The 21,838-nt window shown below is 55.0% G+C and carries 20 protein-coding genes and 1 pseudogene; 10 read left to right on the top strand and 11 right to left on the bottom strand.

Going from position 1 to position 21,838, the window contains the following annotated elements:
• Positions 1-94 precede the first annotated feature (94 nt).
• From L2I46_RS06350 to L2I46_RS06340, 3 genes are all read right to left on the bottom strand, one after another.
• The gene (locus L2I46_RS06350; RefSeq protein WP_236947631.1) at positions 95-937 is read right to left on the bottom strand and encodes a nitroreductase family protein; all 843 of its coding nucleotides are present in this window, start codon (positions 935-937) and stop codon (positions 95-97) included.
• A gap of 66 nt (positions 938-1,003) precedes the next feature.
• A complete protein-coding gene (locus tag L2I46_RS06345; RefSeq protein ID WP_221813153.1) occupies positions 1,004-1,591 on the bottom strand; it encodes a TetR/AcrR family transcriptional regulator in 588 nt (195 codons plus the stop codon).
• Positions 1,592-1,742: 151 nt separating this feature from the next.
• Positions 1,743-2,678, bottom strand: coding sequence for an alpha/beta fold hydrolase (locus L2I46_RS06340; protein ID WP_236947630.1), 936 nt, complete (start codon positions 2,676-2,678; stop codon positions 1,743-1,745).
• 115 nt (positions 2,679-2,793) lie between these two features.
• Between L2I46_RS06340 and L2I46_RS06335 the strand changes: the two genes are divergently transcribed.
• Entirely contained in the window at positions 2,794-3,690 is an 897-nt protein-coding gene (locus tag L2I46_RS06335) for a LysR family transcriptional regulator (RefSeq protein WP_236947629.1), read from the top strand.
• Between the two features lie 241 nt (positions 3,691-3,931).
• Here L2I46_RS06335 and L2I46_RS06330 read toward each other — a convergent pair.
• The 4 genes and pseudogenes from L2I46_RS06330 to pgtC all read right to left on the bottom strand — a co-directional run.
• Positions 3,932-4,051, bottom strand: a pseudogene (locus L2I46_RS06330) (hypothetical protein); the annotation flags it as partial.
• 89 nt (positions 4,052-4,140) lie between these two features.
• Positions 4,141-5,391: a two-component system response regulator PgtA gene (gene pgtA, locus L2I46_RS06325; protein WP_236947628.1), complete on the bottom strand. Its 1,251-nt coding sequence runs from the start codon at positions 5,389-5,391 to the stop codon at positions 4,141-4,143.
• Positions 5,381-7,390: a two-component system sensor histidine kinase PgtB gene (gene pgtB, locus L2I46_RS06320; RefSeq protein ID WP_236947627.1), complete on the bottom strand. Its 2,010-nt coding sequence runs from the start codon at positions 7,388-7,390 to the stop codon at positions 5,381-5,383. Before pgtB ends, pgtA begins: the two co-directional genes overlap by 11 nt.
• Positions 7,387-8,607 carry a phosphoglycerate transport regulator PgtC gene (gene pgtC / locus L2I46_RS06315; RefSeq protein WP_236947711.1) on the bottom strand — a complete coding sequence of 407 codons (1,221 nt, stop codon included), beginning with the start codon at positions 8,605-8,607 and terminating at the stop codon, positions 7,387-7,389. Before pgtC ends, pgtB begins: the two co-directional genes overlap by 4 nt.
• Before the next feature lie 406 nt (positions 8,608-9,013).
• On the opposite strand from pgtC, the gene pgtP reads away from it, so the two are divergent.
• Positions 9,014-10,405 (top strand): phosphoglycerate transporter PgtP, encoded by a 1,392-nt coding sequence (pgtP, locus tag L2I46_RS06310; protein ID WP_044523233.1) that lies wholly within the window; start codon positions 9,014-9,016, stop codon positions 10,403-10,405.
• Between the two features lie 143 nt (positions 10,406-10,548).
• On the opposite strand, the gene lysM is transcribed toward pgtP, so the two are convergent.
• The 3 genes from lysM to L2I46_RS06295 all read right to left on the bottom strand — a co-directional run bounded on the left by lysM (position 10,549) and on the right by L2I46_RS06295 (position 12,846).
• The gene (lysM, locus tag L2I46_RS06305; RefSeq protein ID WP_236947626.1) at positions 10,549-10,998 is read right to left on the bottom strand and encodes a peptidoglycan-binding protein LysM; all 450 of its coding nucleotides are present in this window, start codon (positions 10,996-10,998) and stop codon (positions 10,549-10,551) included.
• Between the two features lie 358 nt (positions 10,999-11,356).
• Positions 11,357-12,001, bottom strand: coding sequence for a TenA family protein (locus tag L2I46_RS06300; protein WP_064154604.1), 645 nt, complete (start codon positions 11,999-12,001; stop codon positions 11,357-11,359).
• Complete coding sequence (locus L2I46_RS06295) at positions 12,001-12,846, bottom strand: BtpA/SgcQ family protein (RefSeq protein ID WP_236947625.1); 846 nt, start codon at positions 12,844-12,846, stop codon at positions 12,001-12,003. The genes L2I46_RS06300 and L2I46_RS06295 overlap by 1 nt, the downstream gene beginning before the upstream one ends.
• 26 nt (positions 12,847-12,872) lie before the next feature.
• On the opposite strand from L2I46_RS06295, the gene L2I46_RS06290 reads away from it, so the two are divergent.
• Complete coding sequence (locus L2I46_RS06290) at positions 12,873-13,745, top strand: PfkB family carbohydrate kinase (RefSeq protein WP_236947624.1); 873 nt, start codon at positions 12,873-12,875, stop codon at positions 13,743-13,745.
• Between the two features lies 1 nt (position 13,746).
• Here the strand turns inward: L2I46_RS06290 and L2I46_RS06285 are convergent, their stop codons facing one another.
• Positions 13,747-14,700 (bottom strand): ABC transporter substrate-binding protein, encoded by a 954-nt coding sequence (locus L2I46_RS06285; protein WP_032452864.1) that lies wholly within the window; start codon positions 14,698-14,700, stop codon positions 13,747-13,749.
• Between the two features lie 345 nt (positions 14,701-15,045).
• Between L2I46_RS06285 and L2I46_RS06280 the strand changes: the two genes are divergently transcribed.
• The 7 genes from L2I46_RS06280 (at position 15,046) to L2I46_RS06250 (ending at position 21,751) form a co-directional block, all read left to right on the top strand.
• A complete protein-coding gene (locus L2I46_RS06280; RefSeq protein ID WP_032428845.1) occupies positions 15,046-16,068 on the top strand; it encodes a LacI family DNA-binding transcriptional regulator in 1,023 nt (340 codons plus the stop codon).
• 380 nt (positions 16,069-16,448) lie between these two features.
• Entirely contained in the window at positions 16,449-17,195 is a 747-nt protein-coding gene (locus tag L2I46_RS06275; protein WP_072199055.1) for an ATP-binding cassette domain-containing protein, read from the top strand.
• Between the two features lie 18 nt (positions 17,196-17,213).
• Complete coding sequence (locus tag L2I46_RS06270; protein WP_176221083.1) at positions 17,214-18,215, top strand: ABC transporter permease; 1,002 nt, start codon at positions 17,214-17,216, stop codon at positions 18,213-18,215.
• A gap of 3 nt (positions 18,216-18,218) precedes the next feature.
• A complete protein-coding gene (locus L2I46_RS06265) occupies positions 18,219-19,298 on the top strand; it encodes a phosphotriesterase family protein (protein WP_044523249.1) in 1,080 nt (359 codons plus the stop codon).
• A gap of 14 nt (positions 19,299-19,312) precedes the next feature.
• A complete protein-coding gene (locus tag L2I46_RS06260; RefSeq protein ID WP_105490603.1) occupies positions 19,313-20,068 on the top strand; it encodes a glutamine amidotransferase in 756 nt (251 codons plus the stop codon).
• Positions 20,068-21,180: a M20 family metallopeptidase gene (locus L2I46_RS06255; protein WP_049014095.1), complete on the top strand. Its 1,113-nt coding sequence runs from the start codon at positions 20,068-20,070 to the stop codon at positions 21,178-21,180. The genes L2I46_RS06260 and L2I46_RS06255 overlap by 1 nt, the downstream gene beginning before the upstream one ends.
• A 142-nt stretch (positions 21,181-21,322) precedes the next feature.
• Positions 21,323-21,751 carry a cell envelope integrity TolA C-terminal domain-containing protein gene (locus L2I46_RS06250; RefSeq protein ID WP_102002882.1) on the top strand — a complete coding sequence of 143 codons (429 nt, stop codon included), beginning with the start codon at positions 21,323-21,325 and terminating at the stop codon, positions 21,749-21,751.
• The last annotated feature ends 87 nt before the right edge of the window (positions 21,752-21,838 follow it).

The raw sequence follows: 21,838 nt of genomic DNA, 5'->3' as shown, positions 1-21,838 counted from the left end.
GCTTTGAGCGAATAGCAGACATCGCGTTTATTTCATTTGGAAATATTTTTTTCTGAGCTCTCTGGCGGCTGCATAGGCAGCCGCAAAGGAAAACTTACTTAAAACCGAAACCACGTCCCTCAAGAGTAGCGCGAAGATTCTGACGTCCGTCCATATAAGCCATGCTGGTTGCTGAACTTTGCACGGCCTGTCTCCAGGTTTTGTCTTTCATTCCCAGTCCTTCACGAAATGCGTGGAACGCTTCTTCATAGCTTTTAACATGCGCTTCAAAGTCGGCTGCGTTATAGCGATTACGATGCGCTACTACACTTTGTGGCAGGCGCGGGCGGATACTGGCGTTACTTTGCGGATGAGGCCATCCGACAACCAGTCCGCATACTACGTAACTATGCGGCGGTAGCTGTATAAGCTCGGCCAGTTCTTTGGCCTTATTTCGTGCAGCGCCAATATAAACTGTTCCAAGCCCGATCGATTCGGCTGCAACCGTGGCGTTCTGTGAAGCAAGAGAGGCATCCACGGTCGCCATGATGAACGAGTCAAGATATTCATGCACGCCCGGGTTAAGCCCATCCGCGACGGTCATATCATGATTACGCGACAGATCGGCAACCCATAACAGTATTGCCGGTGCTTCTTCAATGTAGCCATTAGCCAGGCCATTATCTCCGGCTGAGAGCCTTCTGACTTCTGCCTTAAGCTCAGGGTCGGTAACGGCTACCACGCTCCACTGCTGAAGGTTTGAAGATGTGGAAGCAGACTGTGCGGCTGCCACCAGAGTTTCAAACCAGTGTTCCGGCAGAGCTTGCTGCGAGAAATTTCTAACCGAACGGTGTCGGAGCAGCCCTTCTATCTGTGCATTCCAGATAATATTTTCGGGGCGGTTTTTCTCACCATAGCGAGCTGTAATCAGTTGTTCTTTTTGCAAATTGTCAGTCATAATTTGTTTCCTTAAAACTGGAATGATCATTCAATAATTGATTAAATAAAAAGGCCGTCAGGCCTTTTACTGAATGCTGCTGATAAGCGATTGAATTGCATGCTGTTGGTAATCAACCTCATGCACGATCCTGCCGAACACCCGAAAGCCAAAGTAGGCACACATAAATGCTTTTGCCATTTTCTCTGGTTCACGCTCTGCTGCAAACTCTCCGGAAGCAATACCAGTGGCGAAAAGCGCTACAAATAAGGCTTCCAGCTCTTTGATATAACTGCGGCTCAGATCCTCAACGGTCTTATCTTTAGCTGCTCTCTCAAGCGGCGAGAATATGGCCATGCAGCCGTTACGCTCTATTTCGCTGAAATCTAGTTCAATGCCCTTTTCAAGCAGGATGCGCAGCCGATCTTTGACTGTTCCAGGCTGTCGGAAAACTTCCTGATGAAACTCAATGCTGGAGCGGTGATACCGACGCAGTGCTTCATGGTAAAGGTTTTCTTTATTACCAAAAGCGGCATAGAGACTACCCCGGCCCAGCCCGGTACTCTCGACAAGCGCCTGAGCTGAAGTTGCCTCAAAGCCGTTACGCCAGAACGCATCCATGGCGGCCTGTATTACCAGCTCGTCGTCAAACTCTCTTGGTCTGCCTGCCATCATTAACTCCTGCTGAAGAAACCGACTTCATCTTATCAATTATGGAATGATCGGTCAATAATCCATCGAGCTTATCTTTATGGTCACCGCTGCGCCTGAAACATCCTGCTTATCGGAAACGGTCTTCAGGACCTTAATGGACAGCTATCTAGGTTTATTTGCTCAGAAATTCATGGAGTTGCCGGGTAAACGTCAGCGGCTCTTTGAGATGCAGGAAATGGTCACCATTATTTTTTTTATCATAGATAATGACCCGTCCGTCAGATACGGTCTCTGCAATCCAGCGCTGGCTTTCCACCCAGTTACTGTGTTCACCAGATACGACAAGCACGGGGTTTGAAATTTTCTGAGTAAGGACATCACGCCAGTCGTTAAGAATATGGTCGAAAAGCACAAGCTCCAGGGCTACCATATCAGGCGGCACCATCTCTTCTGCAAAAGTATGTGAGTTTTCAAAAGCGGGCGCGCCTGTGACGGTGTAAAAATCCATGATATCCGTATTCACAACCAGCCTGTTTGAGGGACCTTTACCGTAATACATTGAGATCATCGCTTCCGCTGATGTTGTAAAGGCACCGGCATTAATACGCTGCTCTTCAGTCCAGTCGCTATGACAATAAATAGATGCTGCCTCGTCGATAAACACCAGTTTTTCGATTTTCTCGTTACCGAACAGGTCAATGTAGCTCCAGATAACAGAACATCCCATCGACCAGCCACAAAGCTGTGCTTTGCGAATGTCCAGCGAAACCAGCATATCGTTGAGATCGGCTGAAAGGCGTGATATCCGATTGCCAAAACTCACCTTATCTGACAACCCGTGGTTGCGCTGGTCGAGGACATAGACTTCATATTTATCTTTCAGAAGATGAATAAGGTTGATGTACTCCGCTCCGTTTGAAGACCAGCCGGGAACAAATACTAACGGGGTGCCTTTTCCCGCTTTCCAGTAAGTCAGCTTCACGCCATCGTTAGTCTGAAAAGATCCTATCTCAAGGCCTTTCACATCTGAGAGCTTCGTTGGCAGGCCTGGGATGCTGTGTGCGAATTCATAATCATGTCCAAAATATTCTAATGCGGTCTTAATCATTTTCCCCTCTCATTTAACAACAAGCTGTAGCATAACGGGTACATTTTAAGAGCTGAGTTAAGTAAGATGCAGTCCTGAGAATGGGAATGGGACTTTCATTAATGAGAGGGGTTCGGTGGATCTTAATGCTTTAAAAATGTTTGTTCTTGCCGTACGTGGCGGTAGTCTTTCCGCTGCTGCGCGTAACAACAATATTCCTTTGCCCACGCTCAGCCGCAAAATAGCCGAGCTGGAAAAGGAGCTGAACTCCGTGTTGCTCGAAAGGACTTTCACAGGTTGCAGGTTAACCGAGGCCGGGCAAAAGTTAATGAATTATGCAAGCTCAGCAATGGATATTCTGACTGATGCCGAACAGGCTCTGCTGACAGCATCGCCCCGTATTACAGGACATCTGCGTCTGACAATACCCCAGTCACTTGAGGTGTGGTGGCAGCTTATAAGGCAGTTTCAGAAGGCTTATCCGGATATTGCTATCAGCGTTCATACGACGGAGCGTCGTGTGGATCTCATCGCTGAAGGCGTTGATGTTGCGTTGAGAGTCGGAACTATCGCTGACGACTCCGTGGTTATTCGCCATCTTATGGATTTTCGTCATATTCTGGTCGCCAGCACTGCTCTTTTCAGTTCAGCACCGCTTCCTGTAAAACCGTCCGATCTTACGGGCTATCCCTGTGCGGCCTGGGGATCGGTGACAGGGGCACGGCCCGTCTGGATGCTGGGCAATCATGCCTTTGACGTTCCTGCCACCTTAACGGTAAATGATTATCTTCATTTGCGGGCAGGAGCACTTGAGGGGGAATACATTACAGAGTTGCCGGTTTTCTTTGCAGCTGACTATATAAATAATGGAAAGTTAATCGAGCTGCTTCCAGCTTATCCACTGCCTTATTCTTCATTACATCTGGTCTATAAAAGGCAAGGACATATCTCAGCCTCTGCCAGAGCTTATATTGATTTTTGCAGTGACAACATTGGCTTGCTGTCGGCTAAATGCCTGATAACCCCCTCCTAACAGAGTCTGGTAGTTAAAACAGAGCCTGCTAATGTAGTGAAAATTTGCAGGCCAAGGTTAAAGGATGTTTTATGCAATGTCTGCTTTTGGCACAGAGCGGACATTTTAACTTTGCCCTGCCCCGGACATCTGAACTTAGCTTTGACATAGATTATGGTGGCTGAGTTGTAAGGCCTGCTCCTGGATAAGTGACACGTAGATTCACCATCGATAGATTCTGATAACGGCTCATGCAGCGGACGTTTTCACTTTGAACGAAGTTAACCGACTCAAAATCATTCAGGACGTTGTCGACCGGCGTCTGACCACTCAGATGGCCGCGCAGCGCATGAGTATATTTCAGGTATTCATAAGGGTTCACCCTTCCCTGCCCCCTTTAGCGTAAAAACATCGTTATTTTCCGGCACAGGAACCATGCAGGATATTATCAACCATCGTCTGGCGCCATGCCTAAACCCCTTTGTAGTGCTCTTTACTCAGGCCATACTTCTTCATTCTGAGATAGAGTTTTTTACGCGGTATCAGCAGATACTCCGCCACCTCATTAATACGTCCCTGGTGGATATTCAGCGCTTCGGTGATGATCTGCCGCTCGACCTCCTCAACCCGCCGATCCAGCGGCGTCGGTTCGCCGACGAACATCTGCGGATTCACCGTTTCCGCGAGCGGTAATACCCCCACCGCAAACAGCTCGGCGGCGTTCGCCAGTTCGCGAATGTTATTTGGCCACACCCGCCGCATCATCCCCTTCAACAGACCGGCATCCACCTCAGGGACGGGATGATTCAGCCGTTGACAGGTTTTTTGCAAATAGTGATGAAACAGCGGCTCGATATCATCAGGTCGCTTTGACAGAGGCTGGCAGCCAATTTGCGTCATCGCGAAGCAGTAATAGAGTTCCGCCACTATCTGGCTGCTGGCGGCCAGCTCCACCAGCGAAGCATTACCGATACCAATCAGGCGAAAAGGCCGTTTCTCATGACTCTGCAGCTGTACCAGATGATGCTGTTGCCCGTGAGACAGATGCTCCAGGTGGCTTAAGACCAGCGTCCCGCCCTGGGCTTGCGCGATCAGTTCATTCAGCGTGTGGGCGTTAGCCGTGTTGAGTTCGCAGGAGATAAACGGACCTTCGGCGTGACGCCCTAACTGGTGCAGGTAACGCGCGCCGGTCATGCGGCCGGTTCCCGGCTCGCCGTAAAGCCATACCGCAATATCCGTCTCTGCCAGCTGCTGAAGGCGCTGGCGATACCGATCCGTCCATTGGCTACGGCCAATAAGCTCAACCTGTAATTTTTGCTGACAATACTGGCGACGGGCGATCACCGATTGCCTCTGACGCAGCGCGGCATCCACCAGCGTGAGCAGCTTGCCCGGATCGATCGGCTTTTGCAGGAAATCCCAGGCCCCTTTTTTCACCGCCTCCACCGCCATCGGCACATCGCCGTGACCGGTGATAAGCAGAATCGGCAGCAGATCGTCATCCTGATGAAACAACGTCATTAAATCGATTCCGGAGCAGCCGGGCATGCAGACATCGCTTAAAACAATGCCGGGCCAGTCCTTCGGCACCTGCTCCCGCGCATCAAAAGGATTATTACAGGCACTGACGTGATACCCCGCTTGCTCAAGCAGCTGCGTATAGGCATCCAGCACATCGGCATCATCATCAATCAGCAGAATCGAACAGTGATTACTCAACATCTTTTACATCCGTCAAATTGAATTCCAGCACCACGCAGGCACTGCGCGTAAACGTCGACGCCAGGCGCAACGCCCCTTCCATTTGCGTCATCAGCGAAACACATATCGAAAGCCCTATTCCCAGTCCCACGGCTTTGCTGGTAGTGAACGGCTTTAACAGCGAAGGGAGTAAGGCCGCAGGCCAGCCGGGGCCATTATCGGCAATCAACACGCACAGCCTTTCGCCCTGGATTTGCCAGCTCACGGTGATTTGCGCTGCGTGCGGACAAGCATCAAGGGCATTTGACAGCACGTTCACCAGCACCTGATGAACACGCACTTCGTCTCCCAGGATCCAGACGGTGTCATCCGGTATCAGCAGCGTCCCCTGCTGAGGTTTATGGCGCATCGCCAGCAATTCCCACGCCACGGTAAATGTCTGGCGCAAATCGACCGGGTGCAGCGCTGTTTCCAGTTCTGCGCGGCGGGTAAACTGACGCAGGGAGCGGATAATCGCGTCAATGCGGTTGATCAGCCCTTCCGCTTTGCTTAACGTCGTCCGCGCCTGCTCCGTCTGTCCCTGCTCGATTGCCCTTCCTGCGGTAAAAAGATACATCGACAGCGCATTCAACGGCTGATTGATCTCATGCGCCAGGGTGGTCATCGTCTGCCCCACCACCGCCAGTTTAGCAGTCTGGATCAGCTCGTCCTGAGTGGCACGCAGATCGGCCTCAATCGCTTTCCGCTCGCCTATCTCCTGTTCAAGCTGCTGTTTTTGGGCATTAAGCTGACCCAGGGTATGGCGAAGCAAACCGGCAATACGTCCCAGCTCGTCGCGCCCGTAAACCGGAATGGTCGCTTTGGTCTGGCCCAGACCAATCTGCACCACCGCCTGATTCAGCGCGGTAAAGCGTTTCACCAGCCGCGAGCGAATAAAATAATGATTCAGCCCCCACGCCAGCAGCAGCGCCAGCAGCGTCGCCACCAGGATTAACCCGCCGCTGACCCGGACAATCTGCCCCATACGTTGATTAAACATCTGCATCTGCTGGTGACTGCTGCCAAGCTGGGCTTCCAGCAGCGTTCTGAAGCGTCCCAGCGTCGCTTCTCTGGCCCGGCTGGCTTCCACGAGCGCTTTTTGCGCGGTAACGTAGTCGCGCATGGTGTTCGGCATCTTATTTTTCACCATGCCAATTTCCAGTAGCTCATCGATCGTTTGTCGCAGGGTAATGGTGCTCGGCCAGTCATCCAGCGCACGAATATTTTCATCCGACGTTTTCTTCAGGTTTTCCAGATAGCGGATATGCGTCTCCACCAGCATGCCGTCATCATTCCCGGATTTCAGTTCATTAAGCCTGTCGCGCAGGTCGTCAACGATCTGATTTTCAATACGCGCCAGCGTATAGACCTGCTGTTGTTCATTCTGCACTTCCCGGGAGCGTTTCAGGTACTGCGCCGCATCCCCCTGTCGGGCCTCAATCTGATCGAGCAGCGTTCCCTGTTGCCAGGTAAAATCCTGCACCAGCGAATTCAGCTCGGTGGTGAAATCATCGTGCAGCCAGTCGATCCGCGCCGAAAGCTCTCCCACCTTTTCGCGAACCAGAAACATGTTGTAGAGCACGCGATCCAGTTCCGCCAGCAGCGCGCGGCTGTCCTGCAATATCACCGCCAGCTGCTGGCGTTCTGCCGGCGACAGCCCCTGGCTCAGCCGCTCTATTTTATCCAGATGCTGGATAATCTGGTTGCGCAGCTGCAGCCGTACCGTGGTATTCGGCGCCAGCAGAAATTCATTGAGTTGATCGACCACCAGGTTGAGATTCCCTTCAATCAGAAAAGCCGAATGGATGCGCGGAAAATACTCATCCAGCGAATAGCGGATCTGCGAACTTTGCTCATGCCATGAATAGAGGCTGACGCTGCTGACAATCAGCGTCAGCAGCGCCCCCATCAGAAAAGCCCCGCGCAGGCTGCTACTGATACTGATTTGCCGCAGACGTTGCAGCATGGACCTGCCCATCATTTCAGTTCTTCCAGTTTATTAATCGCCTGCCGCTGATTGTTGAGAAACCAGAGCTGCCACTCCATCATCTGCTGTTCCGCGAAGCTCTTATTGTCGAACTGAGCCAGCCAGGCTTCATCCTCGCTGCTGGCCGGATCGACCGGCACACGGGTCAGCAACGCGCGAATCTCGGGCAGCGGACGCTTGAGACGGGCCTCCGCGCTATGCAGTGCTCGCCAGGCATCTTTTAGCTGGGCAAGACGAAAGCTGATCGCCGTATCGAACATCCGTTGCACCAGGCGCTGGCGTTTGAGGATCAGCCGATAGTTCAATGGCGGTTGATTCATCAGCACCGCCTGCTGCGCCGCCCGCGGATTGCCCGCCGCCAGGGGCGTTACCGGGTATTTCCCGGTATTAGCATCGGCGAGGATCGCCTGGCCCTCCGGGCTTAACAGATAGCGAATAAACCGCCGCGCCTCGCTGGCGTGCTGACTGTTTTTAAGCACCGCGACATAGGTCGGCGAAACCGCCGACTGCGGGAAATAGGTAAAAGCCAGGTGCGGATCGTTCAGCAGCAGATTGGCGTAGTTATCAATCACCGGACCGGCCACGCCCAGGCCGCTTTTAATCTTATCCGCCACCCCAAAGCTGCGGGATGAAATGGTCACGAGGTTTCCCGCACTCGTCAACAGCGTTGCCCATCCCTTAATCCAGCCCTTTTGTTGCAGCAGCGACTCCACCATCAGATGGTTGGTATCCGAACGCGACGGACTGCTCATCAGCAGCGCCCCCTGATAGCGGGGATCGGTCAGGTCATCCCAGTCCGCTGGCGCAGGCAGGTGCCGTGTCATCAGCGCCGGGCGATTAATCAGCAAACCGAACCCGGAAATCGCCACGGCCACGGAGGTGGAGCGGATAGATTCCGGCACCAGATGTTGGCTGACTGCCGGCGCACCGCTGAACGGCGCCAGTTTTTGATGCTCCTGAAGATGCTGCAGCAGCATCGGCGACGAGGTCAGGATCAAATCGACATTTTCGGCATTTGCCGTATCAAGCAGCTGTTCCAGCGAGGCGCTGGTGCGGTTGAGCGTCCTGATCATCACTGACCCCGGCTCCGTCTGCCAGCGATCGATAATCCACACGGTGGCGCTGGGAGAAAATGTCGTCGCCATCACCAGCTCATTGCTTTGCGCCGCACAGGGTCTCAGCCAGGCGGTCAGCAGCAGCATCGCAAGCATTTTGCTCACTATCCCGCCCCGACGAAGAGACATGTTTGTGATCCCGTTCATAAATATTGAAATACCGAAAAAATTACGTTGAGACAAAACTTACCCGTTTATGACAGCTGGCGAATTAATCACCGCGAGCGGAAAAATAGCCAAACGGGCGCCCGGGAATATCGCTAAAGATTACCAGATAATGATTGGGTAATTTGTTAGAGTCCGCACAAGCCGGACATAAAATCAGCGCAACATTAATTCCGCAGGTTCTCGCTCATTCAATATGAGTCAAAATCAACCCATCAATTCATTAGTTTGAGTCAGTTTTGACTCATTTCGACGATTTGTATTTTACGGCCGCTTATTTCACCCTTCAGGCCGAATGCTCCTGATGTTCACATCAATATAAAATACAGGTGACGACATGTTATCATTATTAAAAAAAGGGCCGTCGGCGAATACAGTTCCTGCTGAGAAAATTCAGGCAACGTATGGTCGATACCGTATGCAGGCGCTGCTAAGCGTATTTCTGGGATATCTGGCGTACTATATCGTGCGCAATAACTTCACCTTATCCACGCCCTATCTGAAAGAACAGTTAGATCTTAGCGCCACGCAGATCGGTTTGCTCAGCAGCTGTATGCTCATCGCGTACGGGATCAGTAAAGGCGTGATGAGCAGCCTCGCGGATAAAGCCAGCCCGAAAGTGTTTATGGCCTGCGGTCTCGTACTGTGCGCCATCGTCAACGTCGGGTTAGGATTCAGCACCGCATTCTGGGTTTTTGCTGCGCTGGTTGTCCTGAACGGCCTGTTTCAGGGGATGGGGGTCGGCCCCTCTTTCATTACCATCGCGAACTGGTTTCCGCGCCGGGAGCGTGGCCGCGTAGGAGCTTTCTGGAATATTTCCCATAACGTCGGCGGCGGAATTGTCGCCCCGATCGTCGGCGCCGCGTTTGCGATTCTCGGTACCGAGCACTGGCAGAGCGCCAGCTACATTGTGCCGGCCTGCGTGGCGGTGGTATTCGCCATCAGCGTACTGGTGCTGGGTAAAGGTTCGCCGCGCGAGGAGGGCCTGCCTTCGCTGGAAGAGATGATGCCGGAAGAGAAAGTGGTGCTGAAGACCAAACACGCCCAGAAAGCGCCGGAGAACATGAGCGCATTCCAGATCTTCTGCACCTACGTCCTGCGTAACAAAAACGCCTGGTATGTCTCCCTTGTGGATGTGTTTGTCTATATGGTGCGTTTCGGCATGATCAGCTGGCTGCCAATCTACCTGCTGACGGTGAAACATTTTTCTAAAGAGCAGATGAGCGTCGCCTTCCTGTTTTTTGAATGGGCGGCGATTCCGTCAACCCTGCTGGCCGGCTGGCTTTCCGACAAGTTGTTCAAAGGCCGCCGGATGCCGTTAGCCATGATCTGCATGGCGCTGATCTTCATCTGTCTGATCGGCTACTGGAAAAGCGAATCACTGCTGATGGTCACGGTATTTGCGGCGATTGTGGGCTGCCTGATTTACGTCCCGCAGTTTCTGGCCTCGGTCCAGACCATGGAGATCGTCCCCAGCTTTGCCGTTGGTTCAGCCGTGGGCCTGCGCGGATTTATGAGCTATATCTTTGGCGCCTCGTTAGGCACCAGCCTGTTCGGCGTGATGGTCGATAAAATGGGCTGGCACGGCGGGTTCTATCTGCTGATGGGCGGGATCGTCTGCTGCATCCTGTTCTGCTACCTCTCCCATCGCGGCGCGCTGGAGCTTGAGCAACAGCGTAAAAACAGCGAGCAGGAAGAGGCCAGGCTGGCGCTGGCTGACGCACAGTAAGCGCCTGAACCGGGAAAACAAGAGCCAGCTTGCTGGCTCTTTTGCCCTTGAGAGAGGAATTGATGTCCGCAGCTGCTCCCGACGACGGTATAAAGCAAGTACCCCTGCCATCACTGATGTTACTACTGAGTGGAATGAACGGCCTACTTCGCCGGGATAATCAGCACTTGACCCGGATAGATTTTATCGGGATGCGTCAGCATCGGTTTATTGGCTTCAAAAATACGTTGATAATCATTGGCAGAGCCATACATCGCTTTGGAGATAGCGCTCAGGGTGTCACCGGATTTGACCGTGTAAAAACGACTTTCCACCCCGCTTTGCGTCACCTTAACGCCGTCACTGACCTGACCTACGCCAGTGACATTCCCGACCGCTACCAGAATTTTTTCCTTATCCTCCTGCGAAGCAACATCGCCAGTGACCGTGGCGGTGCCATCGTCCGCAACATCAATATTGACCTTTTCGGCGCCAGGCAGATTAAGACCATCGATATGTTTTTTCAGTTTATCGGCCCGCTCTTCTTTACTGTCGCCGGAGACGGCGTCCCATATTTTCTCGCCCGCTTCTTTCACAAAACTTAATAATCCCATCTTTCCATACCTCCTCGACTGTTACATGATCACATCATCATCGGACCTGTTGACCCAATGTCAGGGGACTGGTTTGCTACCCGCCCTCGCGTCAACTGCGTGAAGCAGCACAAGCCACCATCAAAGTATAATCAATAAGCGTCAAAGTGCAGGATATTTGCCCCGCTACGGCAGGAAAGTCTGTATTCCGGCAAGGCGACACGAAATGGAAGCGGACATAGCCCCCCCAGCCATGCAGAGAAATGATGGCCCCTCGTCGTACGATGGCTGGAGAGGCAATGCCCGGATAAGACGCGGACTACCCGAGCAAGATTTCAGGAGACGCCGCTTCCGGCGCCTCCTGTGAGTCACCTCGCGGCTATTCCTCGTATGCAGCGTGATGGAAATCAATTTCCCACTGCAGTACTTCACCGTAAAGCGCCGACAGCGCCTGCTTTTCCTTTTCACTCAGCGCCATGGCGCAACGGTCGAGTTCGTTCTTTAGCCAGAGCGCCTGCTGGTAGAATTCGTCCTCCGCGTGCATTTCCACCCAGCGTCGTAAATCAGCATCGCTCTGTCGATGTTCGCTCGCCCGTCGGCACCAGCGATAGTACATCCACTCCGCACCGAACATCAGGGTCACGATCTGCTCATAGCTGCCCTCGCGGGCGGTTCGCAGCATACCGTCGCGAAAGCGCCGTACCCCGGGCAAATCATCCGGGTACTCAGCGGGATCGATCTGTCGCGCTGACAACACCTGCTCAAACCACGCGATCTGCGTATCAACCAGGGCATTCAGCACGCCAATCAGCCAGCGCTGCTGATGAATACCCGGCGCTTTGCTGACCCCGAGGGCAACAATCGCGATGGCCGTCGCGACAAAGTTGCCCTCAAACACCAGATAGCGGTTGAAGACCGCTGTCGGCAGGCGATCCTGTTCAATATCAGTGACAAACGGGTGCTGCTGCATCGCCTGCCACGCCGGTTGATGTTCGCGCAGCAGGCGTTCGCTAAACGCTTCCATTAGGCTTCCTCCAGCGCGGCCTGAGCGACCGACATAAAATGCTTCACCCGGGCCAGCTCAACATCGTTCCACCAGACGCCATCGACCTTCATCGTACTGGCCACAATGACCCCCTGGGTCCGCCCGAGGATCTGCCTCACGTTAGCCGGCGTTACCCCGGAGCCCACCAGGAGCGGTAGCGCCGTCGCCACGCGGATCTCGTCAATTTCCGCCATTGTGGCGCTATCGCCCGTGCGCTGGCCGGTTGCGATCACCGCGTCGGCCTCGAAGAAATCAACATCGCGCGTCAGCTCCTGAATCGAACGATCGGCGACGATGGCATGGCTACCGTGCTTGACATGGCTATCGGCAAAAACGCGAATATGCTCAGCGCGCAGCATACTGCGGTAGCGCAGCGCCTTTGCGGCCGCCCCTTCGATAAATCCTTCGTTGGCGATATAGGCGTTAGCCCACTGGTTGACGCGGACGAAATCGGCGCCGCCCGCCAGCGCGATGGCCATCGCCGGGATCGCCGCGTTAGCCAGGACGTTAATACCCAGCGGGACAGCAAACCGTTCACGAACTTTCTCGGTAATGACCGCCATCAGCGCGGAGGTTTCATGGCCGATGTCCTCAGGTTTGGAAAACGGAATATCGCCGTGGTTTTCAATAATCAAACCATGAACACCGCCTGAAATATAATTTTCAGCATCGCGAAGCGCACGCTCAACAATATCGGAGACTGATTTTCCTCGATATTTAGGTGCGCCAGGAAAAGGATCGCAATGAATAACACCAATAACAGCTTTGTTTCGTGAAAAAATAGCTTGTATTGCATTGGTTTTTTCTGCTGAGATAGCAACCATCTTATCCATCCTGTTAAGGGAACACTATGCGTGTTTACGTTACCGGTAATATTGCCGTCGATGAAACCTGGTCCATTCCGGATATACCGAAAAAAGGCACTTCCATTCACGGCGTTAAAGTTTCGCAGGATATCGGCGGTAAAGGCGCGAATCAGGCGATTATATTATCCCGCTGTGGAATAGAGACGCGTTTAATTGCCGCCACAGGAAATGACAGCAACGGCGCCTGGATCCGCCAGCAGATAAAAAATGAACCACTGACCTTACTTCCCGACGACCCTTTCAATCAACATAGCGACACCTCGATTATTTTAAATAGCGCTGATGGCGACAATGCCATCATTACCACGACGGCGGCTGCCGACGCATTCAGCCTTGAGGACATTATTCCGCATATGGCGGACGCCGTTGCCGGCGATATTCTGCTACAGCAGGGCAATTTCTCACTCGATAAAACCCGGGCGCTGTTCCAGTACGCCAAAAATCTCGGCATGACGACGGTGTTCAACCCCTCGCCCGTCAATCCTGACTTTTGCCATCTGTGGCCGCTCATCGACATCGCGGTAGTCAATGAATCCGAGGCCGAGCTGCTTCAGCCCTATGGGGTGAAAACCTTGGTGATAACCCAGGGCGCCGCTGGCGCCTGGCTGGTTCAGGCGGGACAGCGCCAGTTTTGTCCCGCCGTGCCCGCCGAGGCGCTCGATACGACCGGCGCAGGCGATACGTTCCTCGCCGTCATGCTGGCCTCCGCCCTGCTGCGCGGCGTCGCGCCGGATGACCTGGCGCTAGCGCACGCCAGCCGCGCTGCCGCCATAACCGTTAGCCGCCGGGGAACGCTCAGCGCGTTTCCCGGCAGCCATGAGCTCGCCGCCCTGTTAACCCAGGACGGCGCGCGTTGACCTACTTAAACAGCGGACGGTAAGCATCTACGTTCGCTTTGGTCACCACCGTCGCCGGAACCAGAATGGTTTTCGGCACGGTTTTTCCCGACGTGATGCTGTTCAGCGCATTCAGGGCTTCGGCGCCCATCTTTTCCGGATCCTGCTGCAGGACGGCGGTTACGTAGCCGCCGTCAATACCGGAAATCGCCTTCGCCGTCAGATCCCAGCCAAACACTTTAATATCCTTCTGCCGCCCCTGGTTTTCTACGGCGGCGATAGCGCCGAGCAGCGCGGGTTCGCCGGTGGCATAGATTGCTGTCAGATCCGGGTTGCCGGTGATCAGGTTTTCCGCCGCGGTCATCGCTTTATCCTGCACGTTCTGCCCGTCGACCACGTTAGCGATGGTAATGTTCGGATTGCTTTTCAGCGTCTCTTCGAACCCTTTCTGCCGCTGGTTCTGGATGGCCGAATTCAGCGCGCCGACAATCCCCACCCTCGCCTTGCCATCCATCTCTTTCTGCACGTAGTCCACAAAATATTTACCAATAATTCTGCCGCCTTCAATATTGTCCACGCCGACCTGGGCCGCCTGTGGTCCGGCCGGTAATACGGCATCAATCGCAATCACCGGAATGTTAGCGGCGGCGGCTTCTTTTACCGCTGGCATAATTCCGTTAACGTCGATAGCGGCGACCAGAATGCCTTTAACGCCTTGCTGAATATAGTTTTCTATCGCGTCGTTTTGCGCCACGGGATTATCGTTAGAATTGAAAATAACTAAATCCTTGCCGCTGGCCTTAGCCGCATCCTGCGCGCCTTTATTCATCAAATTAAAGAACAGCGCCTGCTGATTGATTTGCACCAGCGCATAAGTCGGACCGGCAGCGCTGGCGGCAGAAATAAAACTCATCGATGCCAGCATGGTCGTGGCGACAGCAAGTAAACGCAGTTTTCCGGTGTGAAATAACATCATCAGTATCCTCGTCGGGAATAGTTGATAGCCAGCAGAGTTCCGCGCCGCATGCGAACGCAGAAGGATTGTTTTTTTGGCGGGCAAATATCGTCTATATGGCCAGAACAATCATCGATCGTTCGGCGGATACCTGCTTAATGTCATCCCGGCAACCGGTCCGTGTCGGTGCGCGACTGGAATGACTTAAACGGGTTTGGGAATGACTTCCCGGATGATGCGGTAAACTGTCTATACAATTCTCTGCTGATTAAAATTTGTCAAGCATTTATTTTCGGTTATTACGCACAGAGAAATTGCTGTATCCACCGCGCTTAACTATGTTACAGATAGCCGATTCTGGCAGAGATGGCGCAGGAAATGAGTATAAAACGCGTATTGTTATCTGATGTGGCAAAGCTGGCGGGACTGTCGAAAGCGACCCTGTCGCGCTATATGAACAACAGTATTGTGCTGCCGCAGGACACCATCGACCGTATCGAAACCGCCATTCGCGAACTGGACTATCGCGGCAATAGCCTGGCGCGCCGTCTGAGCAAAGGCGGCAGCGAGACGCTTGGCCTGGTGCTCCCCGACATTACCAACCCCTTCTTTGCCGAGCTGGCCGACGCTGCCGAAGAGGCCGCTTCTGCCAGCGGCTACAGCCTGGTGTTGTGTATCACCCGCAACAACCCGGAAAAAGAGTGCCAGTTCATCCGCTGGCTGGATACCTGCCAGGTAGACGGCCTGCTGTTCACCACCAACCGCCCCGATAACGGCCTGCTGCGCAAGGAGATCCAGCGTCACGAACGCATTGTCCTGCTGGATGAAGATATTCCCGGGAGTCAGGTTCCAAAAGTGTTTGCTGATAACGTTCAGGGCGGGCGCATCGCCACCGAAAAACTGATCGCCGCCGGGCATCGTCATATCGCTTTCGTCGGCGGCCCGGACAAACTGATGAGCGTCCGTGAGCGCTATCAGGGTTTTTGCACCGCGATGGAGCAAGCCGGCCTGAGCTGGCCGCCCGAATGGGTGATGTACGGCGACTATCAGCGCGAGTTTGGCCAGCAGGCGCTGCGGCACCTCTTCAGCCAACCGGTTCGCCCTACCGCCGTCTTCGCGGCCAGCGACTATCTGGTGCTCGGTCTGCTTGACGGTCTACGCGCCAGCGGGCTCCAGGCGCCGGAGGCGCTTTCGCTAGTCGGCTTCGATGACGCCAATTACGCCGATTTTACCCAGCCGCGGATCTCCACTATCCGCCAGCCCGCCCGGGAACTGGGGCGCACCGCGGTGCACATCATGATGCGCCTGCTAAACGACGATCCGGATATCCCAGCGGAAACCCGCCTGCCGGTTGAATGGATTGGTCGCGACTCGATCAAGATCTGTTAAGCATGTCCCATAATGACGCAAAAGCGCCCGTTTTTGGCGCAAAAAACGAACAATTAACAATTTATTCACTATAATCAGTAAACCGGTTTACCGGATTGTAATCAATAAAATCTATTGAATACATAAGGTTAAGTTACAGGGCTGCTGTGTTGTTCCTGCCCTGGCACGGATGCTGCAGTGTTCTTACTGGCGAACAAATATCTTACATAGCGTTTGTCCTGACTGTACTGGCGAGGGCTCTGTTCCGCAGGTAAACCGGTTTACTAGATTGTAAACCGTGTCGGATAGAGTCTCTCCCGCAGGATGGCGAACATTTTCCCGGCAATAGCGATGGGAGTTATCAGATGCAGCAGCCACAAACTACCCCGCCAAGGGTGGAGATGATCAATATCACCAAGACCTACGGGTCGATACGTTCATTGCGCGGCGTTAACCTCGAGTTGGCCCCGGGCGAAGTGCTGGGTTTAGTGGGCGATAACGGCGCGGGGAAATCCACCCTCACCAAAGTGCTCTCTGGCGCGGTGATCCCCTCCAGCGGCACGATTCGTATCGACGGTGAACAGCAGCAGTTTACCAATCCGGCCGATTCGCGCCGCTGCCATATCGAGATGGTCTATCAGGATCTGTCGCTCTGCGACACGGTCGACGTCGCGGGCAATCTGTTTATGGGCCGTGAGCCGATGAAATCGGTCCTCGGTATTCCCTTTCTCGACGAGGCCAAAATGCACGCCGATGCCAGAGAGATGCTTAAAGGGCTGGGGATCTCTATTCCGGATACCCGCCTGCTGGTGCGAAATCTCTCCGGCGGCCAGCGCCAGGCTATTGCCATCGCCCGCGCGGCGGCCTTTGACCCGAAAGTGCTGATTATGGATGAACCCACCGCCGCGCTGGCCGTCGCGGAGGTCGAAGCGGTGCTGGAACTCATTCGCCGCGTTTCCGCTCGCGGGGTGAGCGTGATTCTGATTACCCACCGCCTGCAGGACCTGTTCCTGGTGTGTGACCGGATCATGGTGATGTATGAAGGTACCAATGTCGCTGACAGACGGGTGTCCGACACCAGCCTGAACGATATCGTTAACCTGATTGTGGGCGAAAAATTCACCGCCCGCTCTGCGGCTGCACATTGAGGTAACAGGATGAGTATCATGAACTTAAGCAGCTCCCGCATGATCCAGCATTCGCTGCCGCGCCGCCTGCTGCATAACCACTCAGGCGTAGTCAGCATCGCGCTCTTTTTCGTCTTCTGCTGCGTGGTGTTTTCGCTGATCACCAGCAACTTTCTCACCGGCACCAACTGGCTGAATATCATCCGTCAGAGCGCCCCGCTGCTGATCGTCGCGACGGCGATGACCCTGGTGATTACCACCGGCGGTATCGATCTGTCGGTGGGCTCTACCCTGGCGCTGGTCGGCGCACTCTCCGCTATCGCCCTGAATAGCTGGGGGCTGCCGTGGCCGGTGGTACTGCTCGGCGGCCTGCTGCTCGGCGGATTGGTGGGCGCCATCAACGGCTTCTTTATTGCCTATGAAGGGATTCCGGCGTTTATCGTCACCCTCGCCACTCTGGCTGTGGTTCGCGGCATCGCGCTGCTGATCACTCAGGGTTATTCGATTCCGGTTCCGGCTGACAGCCTGTTTACCTTTATCGGACGCGCGTGGGTTGTCGGTATCCCCATGCCCGCGCTGCTCGGCATTCTGATTCTGCTGATCGGGCATATCGTTCTTAATCACATGCGTTTTGGTCGCTATGTGACCGCTATCGGCGCCAACGCCGAAGGCGCGCGACGCAGCGGGATTAACACCAAAGCCGTCACGATGAAGGTCTATATCCTCAGCGGCATGGCCGCCGCGCTGGCGGGAATGATCATTACCGCTCGCCTCGGCAGCGGCTCCTCCAACCAGGGCGAAGGCTTTGAACTGCAGGTTATTGCCGCCGTGGTGCTCGGCAGTACCAGCCTGTTTGGCGGCTTCGGTACCATTATCGGCACGCTGCTGGGCGCGCTGTCGATTGCGGTCATTCAGAACGGGCTGATCCTGTCGCATATTTCGCCGTTTTACACCCAGATAGCTACCGGCACCATTATCCTGCTGGCTATCTGGCTGAACACCCGCATTCTCAACCCCACGCGCTCCGCGGCAAAAGGATAGCTGATGAACGGATCAATTTTTCGTCATCCCTCACCGCTGCCGGTTGGCGTCAGCAGCGGTTACGTGATGACAGTGCTTGGCCCGCTGCCGATTAACGAAATGGGCGTCACCCTGATGCATGAGCATATTCTGCTGGATGCCTCCGGCAAATGGGTGCCGCCCTGCTGCTGTAGCGATCGCCATCTTGCCGAAATGCCGGTGAAAATGGAAAACCTTGGCGAACTGTCGCTGAATCCGTTGATGAGCCGCGATAACTGTCAGCTGTTTGATGTCGACGTTGCGATTGAGGAACTCACTAAATATCGCGCCCTTGGCGGCGAAACCGTGGTCGACCCGACCAATATCGGTATTGGCCGCGATCCGAAAGCGCTGGCGCGCATCGCGCGTCTGACCGGTCTGAACATTATTATGGGTACCGGCCTCTATCTGGAGCCCTCGCACCCCGAGTGGGTAAGGACCAGCAGCGTTGAACAGCTGACCGAACGGCTGATTTACGATCTTGGCGGCGCGGAGGAGAAACCGGAGGTACTCGCCGGGCTTATCGGCGAAATCGGTATCTCCAGCCGTTTTACGCCGGATGAGGAGAAATCCCTGCGCGCTGCGGGTCGGGCCAGCGCCGCGACCGGCGTGCCGATCGAGGTCCATCTGCCGGGCTGGGAGCGGCTGGGTCATCGGGTGCTGGATATTCTCGAGCAGGAAGGCGCCGATTTACGCCATACCGTGCTGTGCCATATGAACCCCAGCTTTGCCGATAAGCGCTACCAGCGCGAACTGGCCCAGCGCGGAGCATTCCTCGAATACGACATGATTGGCATGAGCTATTACTACGCCGACGAGTCAGCGCAGTCGCCCTCCGACGAGGAGAACGCCCGCGCGATCCGCGAGTTAATTGACGACGGCTATATCCAGCACATTCTGTTGTCGCAGGATGTCTTCCTGAAAACCATGCTCACCCGCTACGGCGGCCACGGTTACGGCTACATACTCAAGCATTTTGTTCCGCGTCTGCGGCGCCACGGCGTCAGCGGCGAACAGCTTGAAACCTTAATGATTGGAAACCCCCAGCGGGTCTTTGGCGGATAAAAGGAAACGTCATCATGCAGAAAAAAATCTTACTGGTCGGTGAGTCCTGGACCAGCACCTCAACGCACGTTAAAGGCTTCGACCAGTTTGCCACCGCCACCTGGCACACCGGCGCAACGGATTTTCTGGCCGCGCTCGCCGACAGTCCCTATGCCATTACCTATATGCCCGCCCACGCGGCGGCGACCGACTTTCCGCTGACGCTGGAAGCGCTGGAATACTGGGATGCGATCATCCTTTCGGATATCGGCGCCAATACGCTGCTGCTGCATCCGGACACCTGGCTGAAGAGCCGCCGCACCGCCAACCGTCTAACGCTCCTGCATGATTACGTGGCCGGCGGGGGGGCGCTGATGATGATCGGCGGCTATTACAGCTTCCAGGGGATCAACGGCGGCGCACGCTACCGTAATACCGCGGTGGAGAAAGTGCTGCCGGTTCGCTGCCTGGCCTGGGACGATCGCATTGAAACCCCGGAAGGCTGCTTTGCTGAAGTGGCGGGATCTCACCCCCTGTTTAACGATATTCCTGGCGAATGGCCGTGGCTGCTGGGCTATAACGAGGTTGAAATGCATCCGGAAGGTAAACTGCTGGCGACCGTGGCCGGTACCGATCATCCTCTGCTGGCCATTCGCGAATATCAGCGGGGGCGCTCGCTGGTGTGGACCAGCGACATGTCGGCACACTGGCTGCCGGAAGAGTTTGCCAAATGGCCCGGCTATCGCCAGCTGTGGATTAACTGCCTCGACTGGCTGACGGAACGCCGCTGATGACCGCTACCCTTGAGCTCGCCCGGCAACTGCTGGGCTTTAACACCATCAACCCGCCGGGCAGCGAAGCCGATTGCATGCGGTTCTTCGCCGACTGGCTTGCCGATAGCGGTTTTGAGGTGTCGCTGTCGTCATTCGGCGAGGGACGCTGCAATCTTATCGCCAGGCTGCCCGGGTCGAAGAGCGGTAAACCGCTGGCTTTTACCGGACATCTGGATACCGTCCCGCTGGGAAATGCCCGCTGGCAGTACGATCCTTTCGGTGCGCAGATGGAAGACGGGCGTCTTTATGGACGCGGGTCGAGCGATATGAAAGCGGCGATAGCGGCATTTGCCGTCGCCTGCGTTCATCAGCGGCAAACGATTCGCGCCGGGCGCGGCGCACTATTGCTGATCACCGGCGGAGAAGAGACCGGCTGCGACGGCGCGCGGGCGCTGATCGCCTCCGATACGTTGCCAGAGGTGGGCGCGCTGATCGTCGGTGAGCCCACCGCCAACTACCCGGTTATCGGCCATAAAGGCGCCCTCTGGCTACGCTGCGAAACGCGGGGAAAAACCGCCCACGGCGCGATGCCGGAGCTGGGGATCAATGCTATCTATCTTGCGGCGGATGCGCTGGGTAAGATCCAGCATTTTTCGCCGGGCGCGCCGCATCCCCTGATGAAGCAACCCACCCTCAACGTCGGACGCATAGAGGGCGGACTCAATATTAATTCCGTACCGGACCGCACGCGTTTTGATGTCGATATCCGCAGCGCGCCCAATTTACAGCACGCCGCTATCCGGGAGCGCTTGACGACGCTGTTGGGCGAAAGCGTTACGGTCACCACGCTGGTCGACCTGCCTGCGGTCCTGAGCCGGGAGGATCATGCATGGATTAAGCAGGTTTACCAACGCTGTCAGCCGCTGCACGCTGAGCCGATTACGCCGCGCGTGGTGCCCTACTTTACCGACGCCTCGCTGCTGCTGCCTGCCCTGGGCGACCCGCCCTGTATTATTCTCGGCCCCGGGGAGCCGTCGATGGCTCATCAAACCGACGAGTACTGCCTGCTCAGCCGGCTGGCGGAGGCAGAACGGCTATACGGTGACCTGATTCGCGACTGGATGGCCTAACCGTCCGCGACGAAAGCCCAAAATGTGTGACAGTGTCACTTAAAGCGAGCGCCATGCGTTCAACGTTTGAATAATCTCGCGGAATAACAGAGGATAACCGCCTCGTACACGAAATGTTTCACCACCAGCAAGGAGGCTTACCATGTCCGTGAAAATTAACGCCGTGCTCGTTTGCACCCTCTCTTTACTCCTTTCCGCCTGTTCGGGTCATGCTTCTGCGCCGGACAGCGCTGAAGACGCTCAAATATCGGCAGAAGTGGATAAGATACTTCGCGATTATCAAACGGGTGCCGATACGTCACCGCAGGCCAATGCCTCACGCTATCTGGCGCGGATCCAGGCGGCTATCTTCGCTAACATAGACCAGCCGGACTCCTGGCAAGGGCAAAAATGCTCGGTGCGCTTTACCCTGCAGCGTGACGGGACGGTGCAGGATCCGGCGGTCGAGAACGGCGATCGGCCATTCTGCGCGCAGGTGATGTCCGCGCTGAAAGTCGCCAAAATTCCGCCTGCGCCAGATGAAAAAACCTATCAAACATTCAGCCATGTCGTTCTGGACTTGAAGGCCTGAGCTTGCCCGTGGCTTTGTTGAATAAATCGAACTTTTGCTGAGTTGAAGGATCAGATCACGCATCTTCCCGACAACGCAGACCGTTCC

It is taken from the genome of Klebsiella sp. 2019SCSN059 (assembly GCF_021739525.1).
Lineage (GTDB): Bacteria > Pseudomonadota > Gammaproteobacteria > Enterobacterales > Enterobacteriaceae > Klebsiella > Klebsiella quasipneumoniae.
This window is presented reverse-complemented; position numbering and strand designations above follow the sequence as displayed.

Coding starts and splice junctions, on each gene's coding strand:
- L2I46_RS06350 (WP_236947631.1), bottom strand. CDS start 937: ATGACTGACAATTTGCAAAAAGAACAACTGATTACAGCTCGCTATGGT.
- L2I46_RS06345 (WP_221813153.1), bottom strand. CDS start 1,591: ATGATGGCAGGCAGACCAAGAGAGTTTGACGACGAGCTGGTAATACAG.
- L2I46_RS06340 (WP_236947630.1), bottom strand. CDS start 2,678: ATGATTAAGACCGCATTAGAATATTTTGGACATGATTATGAATTCGCA.
- pgtA (WP_236947628.1), bottom strand. CDS start 5,391: ATGTTGAGTAATCACTGTTCGATTCTGCTGATTGATGATGATGCCGAT.
- pgtB (WP_236947627.1), bottom strand. CDS start 7,390: ATGATGGGCAGGTCCATGCTGCAACGTCTGCGGCAAATCAGTATCAGT.
- pgtC (WP_236947711.1), bottom strand. CDS start 8,607: ATGCTTGCGATGCTGCTGCTGACCGCCTGGCTGAGACCCTGTGCGGCG.
- pgtP (WP_044523233.1), top strand. CDS start 9,014: ATGTTATCATTATTAAAAAAAGGGCCGTCGGCGAATACAGTTCCTGCT.
- lysM (WP_236947626.1), bottom strand. CDS start 10,998: ATGGGATTATTAAGTTTTGTGAAAGAAGCGGGCGAGAAAATATGGGAC.
- L2I46_RS06300 (WP_064154604.1), bottom strand. CDS start 12,001: ATGGAAGCGTTTAGCGAACGCCTGCTGCGCGAACATCAACCGGCGTGG.
- L2I46_RS06295 (WP_236947625.1), bottom strand. CDS start 12,846: ATGGTTGCTATCTCAGCAGAAAAAACCAATGCAATACAAGCTATTTTT.
- L2I46_RS06290 (WP_236947624.1), top strand. CDS start 12,873: ATGCGTGTTTACGTTACCGGTAATATTGCCGTCGATGAAACCTGGTCC.
- L2I46_RS06285 (WP_032452864.1), bottom strand. CDS start 14,700: ATGATGTTATTTCACACCGGAAAACTGCGTTTACTTGCTGTCGCCACG.
- L2I46_RS06280 (WP_032428845.1), top strand. CDS start 15,046: ATGGCGCAGGAAATGAGTATAAAACGCGTATTGTTATCTGATGTGGCA.
- L2I46_RS06275 (WP_072199055.1), top strand. CDS start 16,449: ATGATCAATATCACCAAGACCTACGGGTCGATACGTTCATTGCGCGGC.
- L2I46_RS06270 (WP_176221083.1), top strand. CDS start 17,214: ATGAACTTAAGCAGCTCCCGCATGATCCAGCATTCGCTGCCGCGCCGC.
- L2I46_RS06265 (WP_044523249.1), top strand. CDS start 18,219: ATGAACGGATCAATTTTTCGTCATCCCTCACCGCTGCCGGTTGGCGTC.
- L2I46_RS06260 (WP_105490603.1), top strand. CDS start 19,313: ATGCAGAAAAAAATCTTACTGGTCGGTGAGTCCTGGACCAGCACCTCA.
- L2I46_RS06255 (WP_049014095.1), top strand. CDS start 20,068: ATGACCGCTACCCTTGAGCTCGCCCGGCAACTGCTGGGCTTTAACACC.
- L2I46_RS06250 (WP_102002882.1), top strand. CDS start 21,323: ATGTCCGTGAAAATTAACGCCGTGCTCGTTTGCACCCTCTCTTTACTC.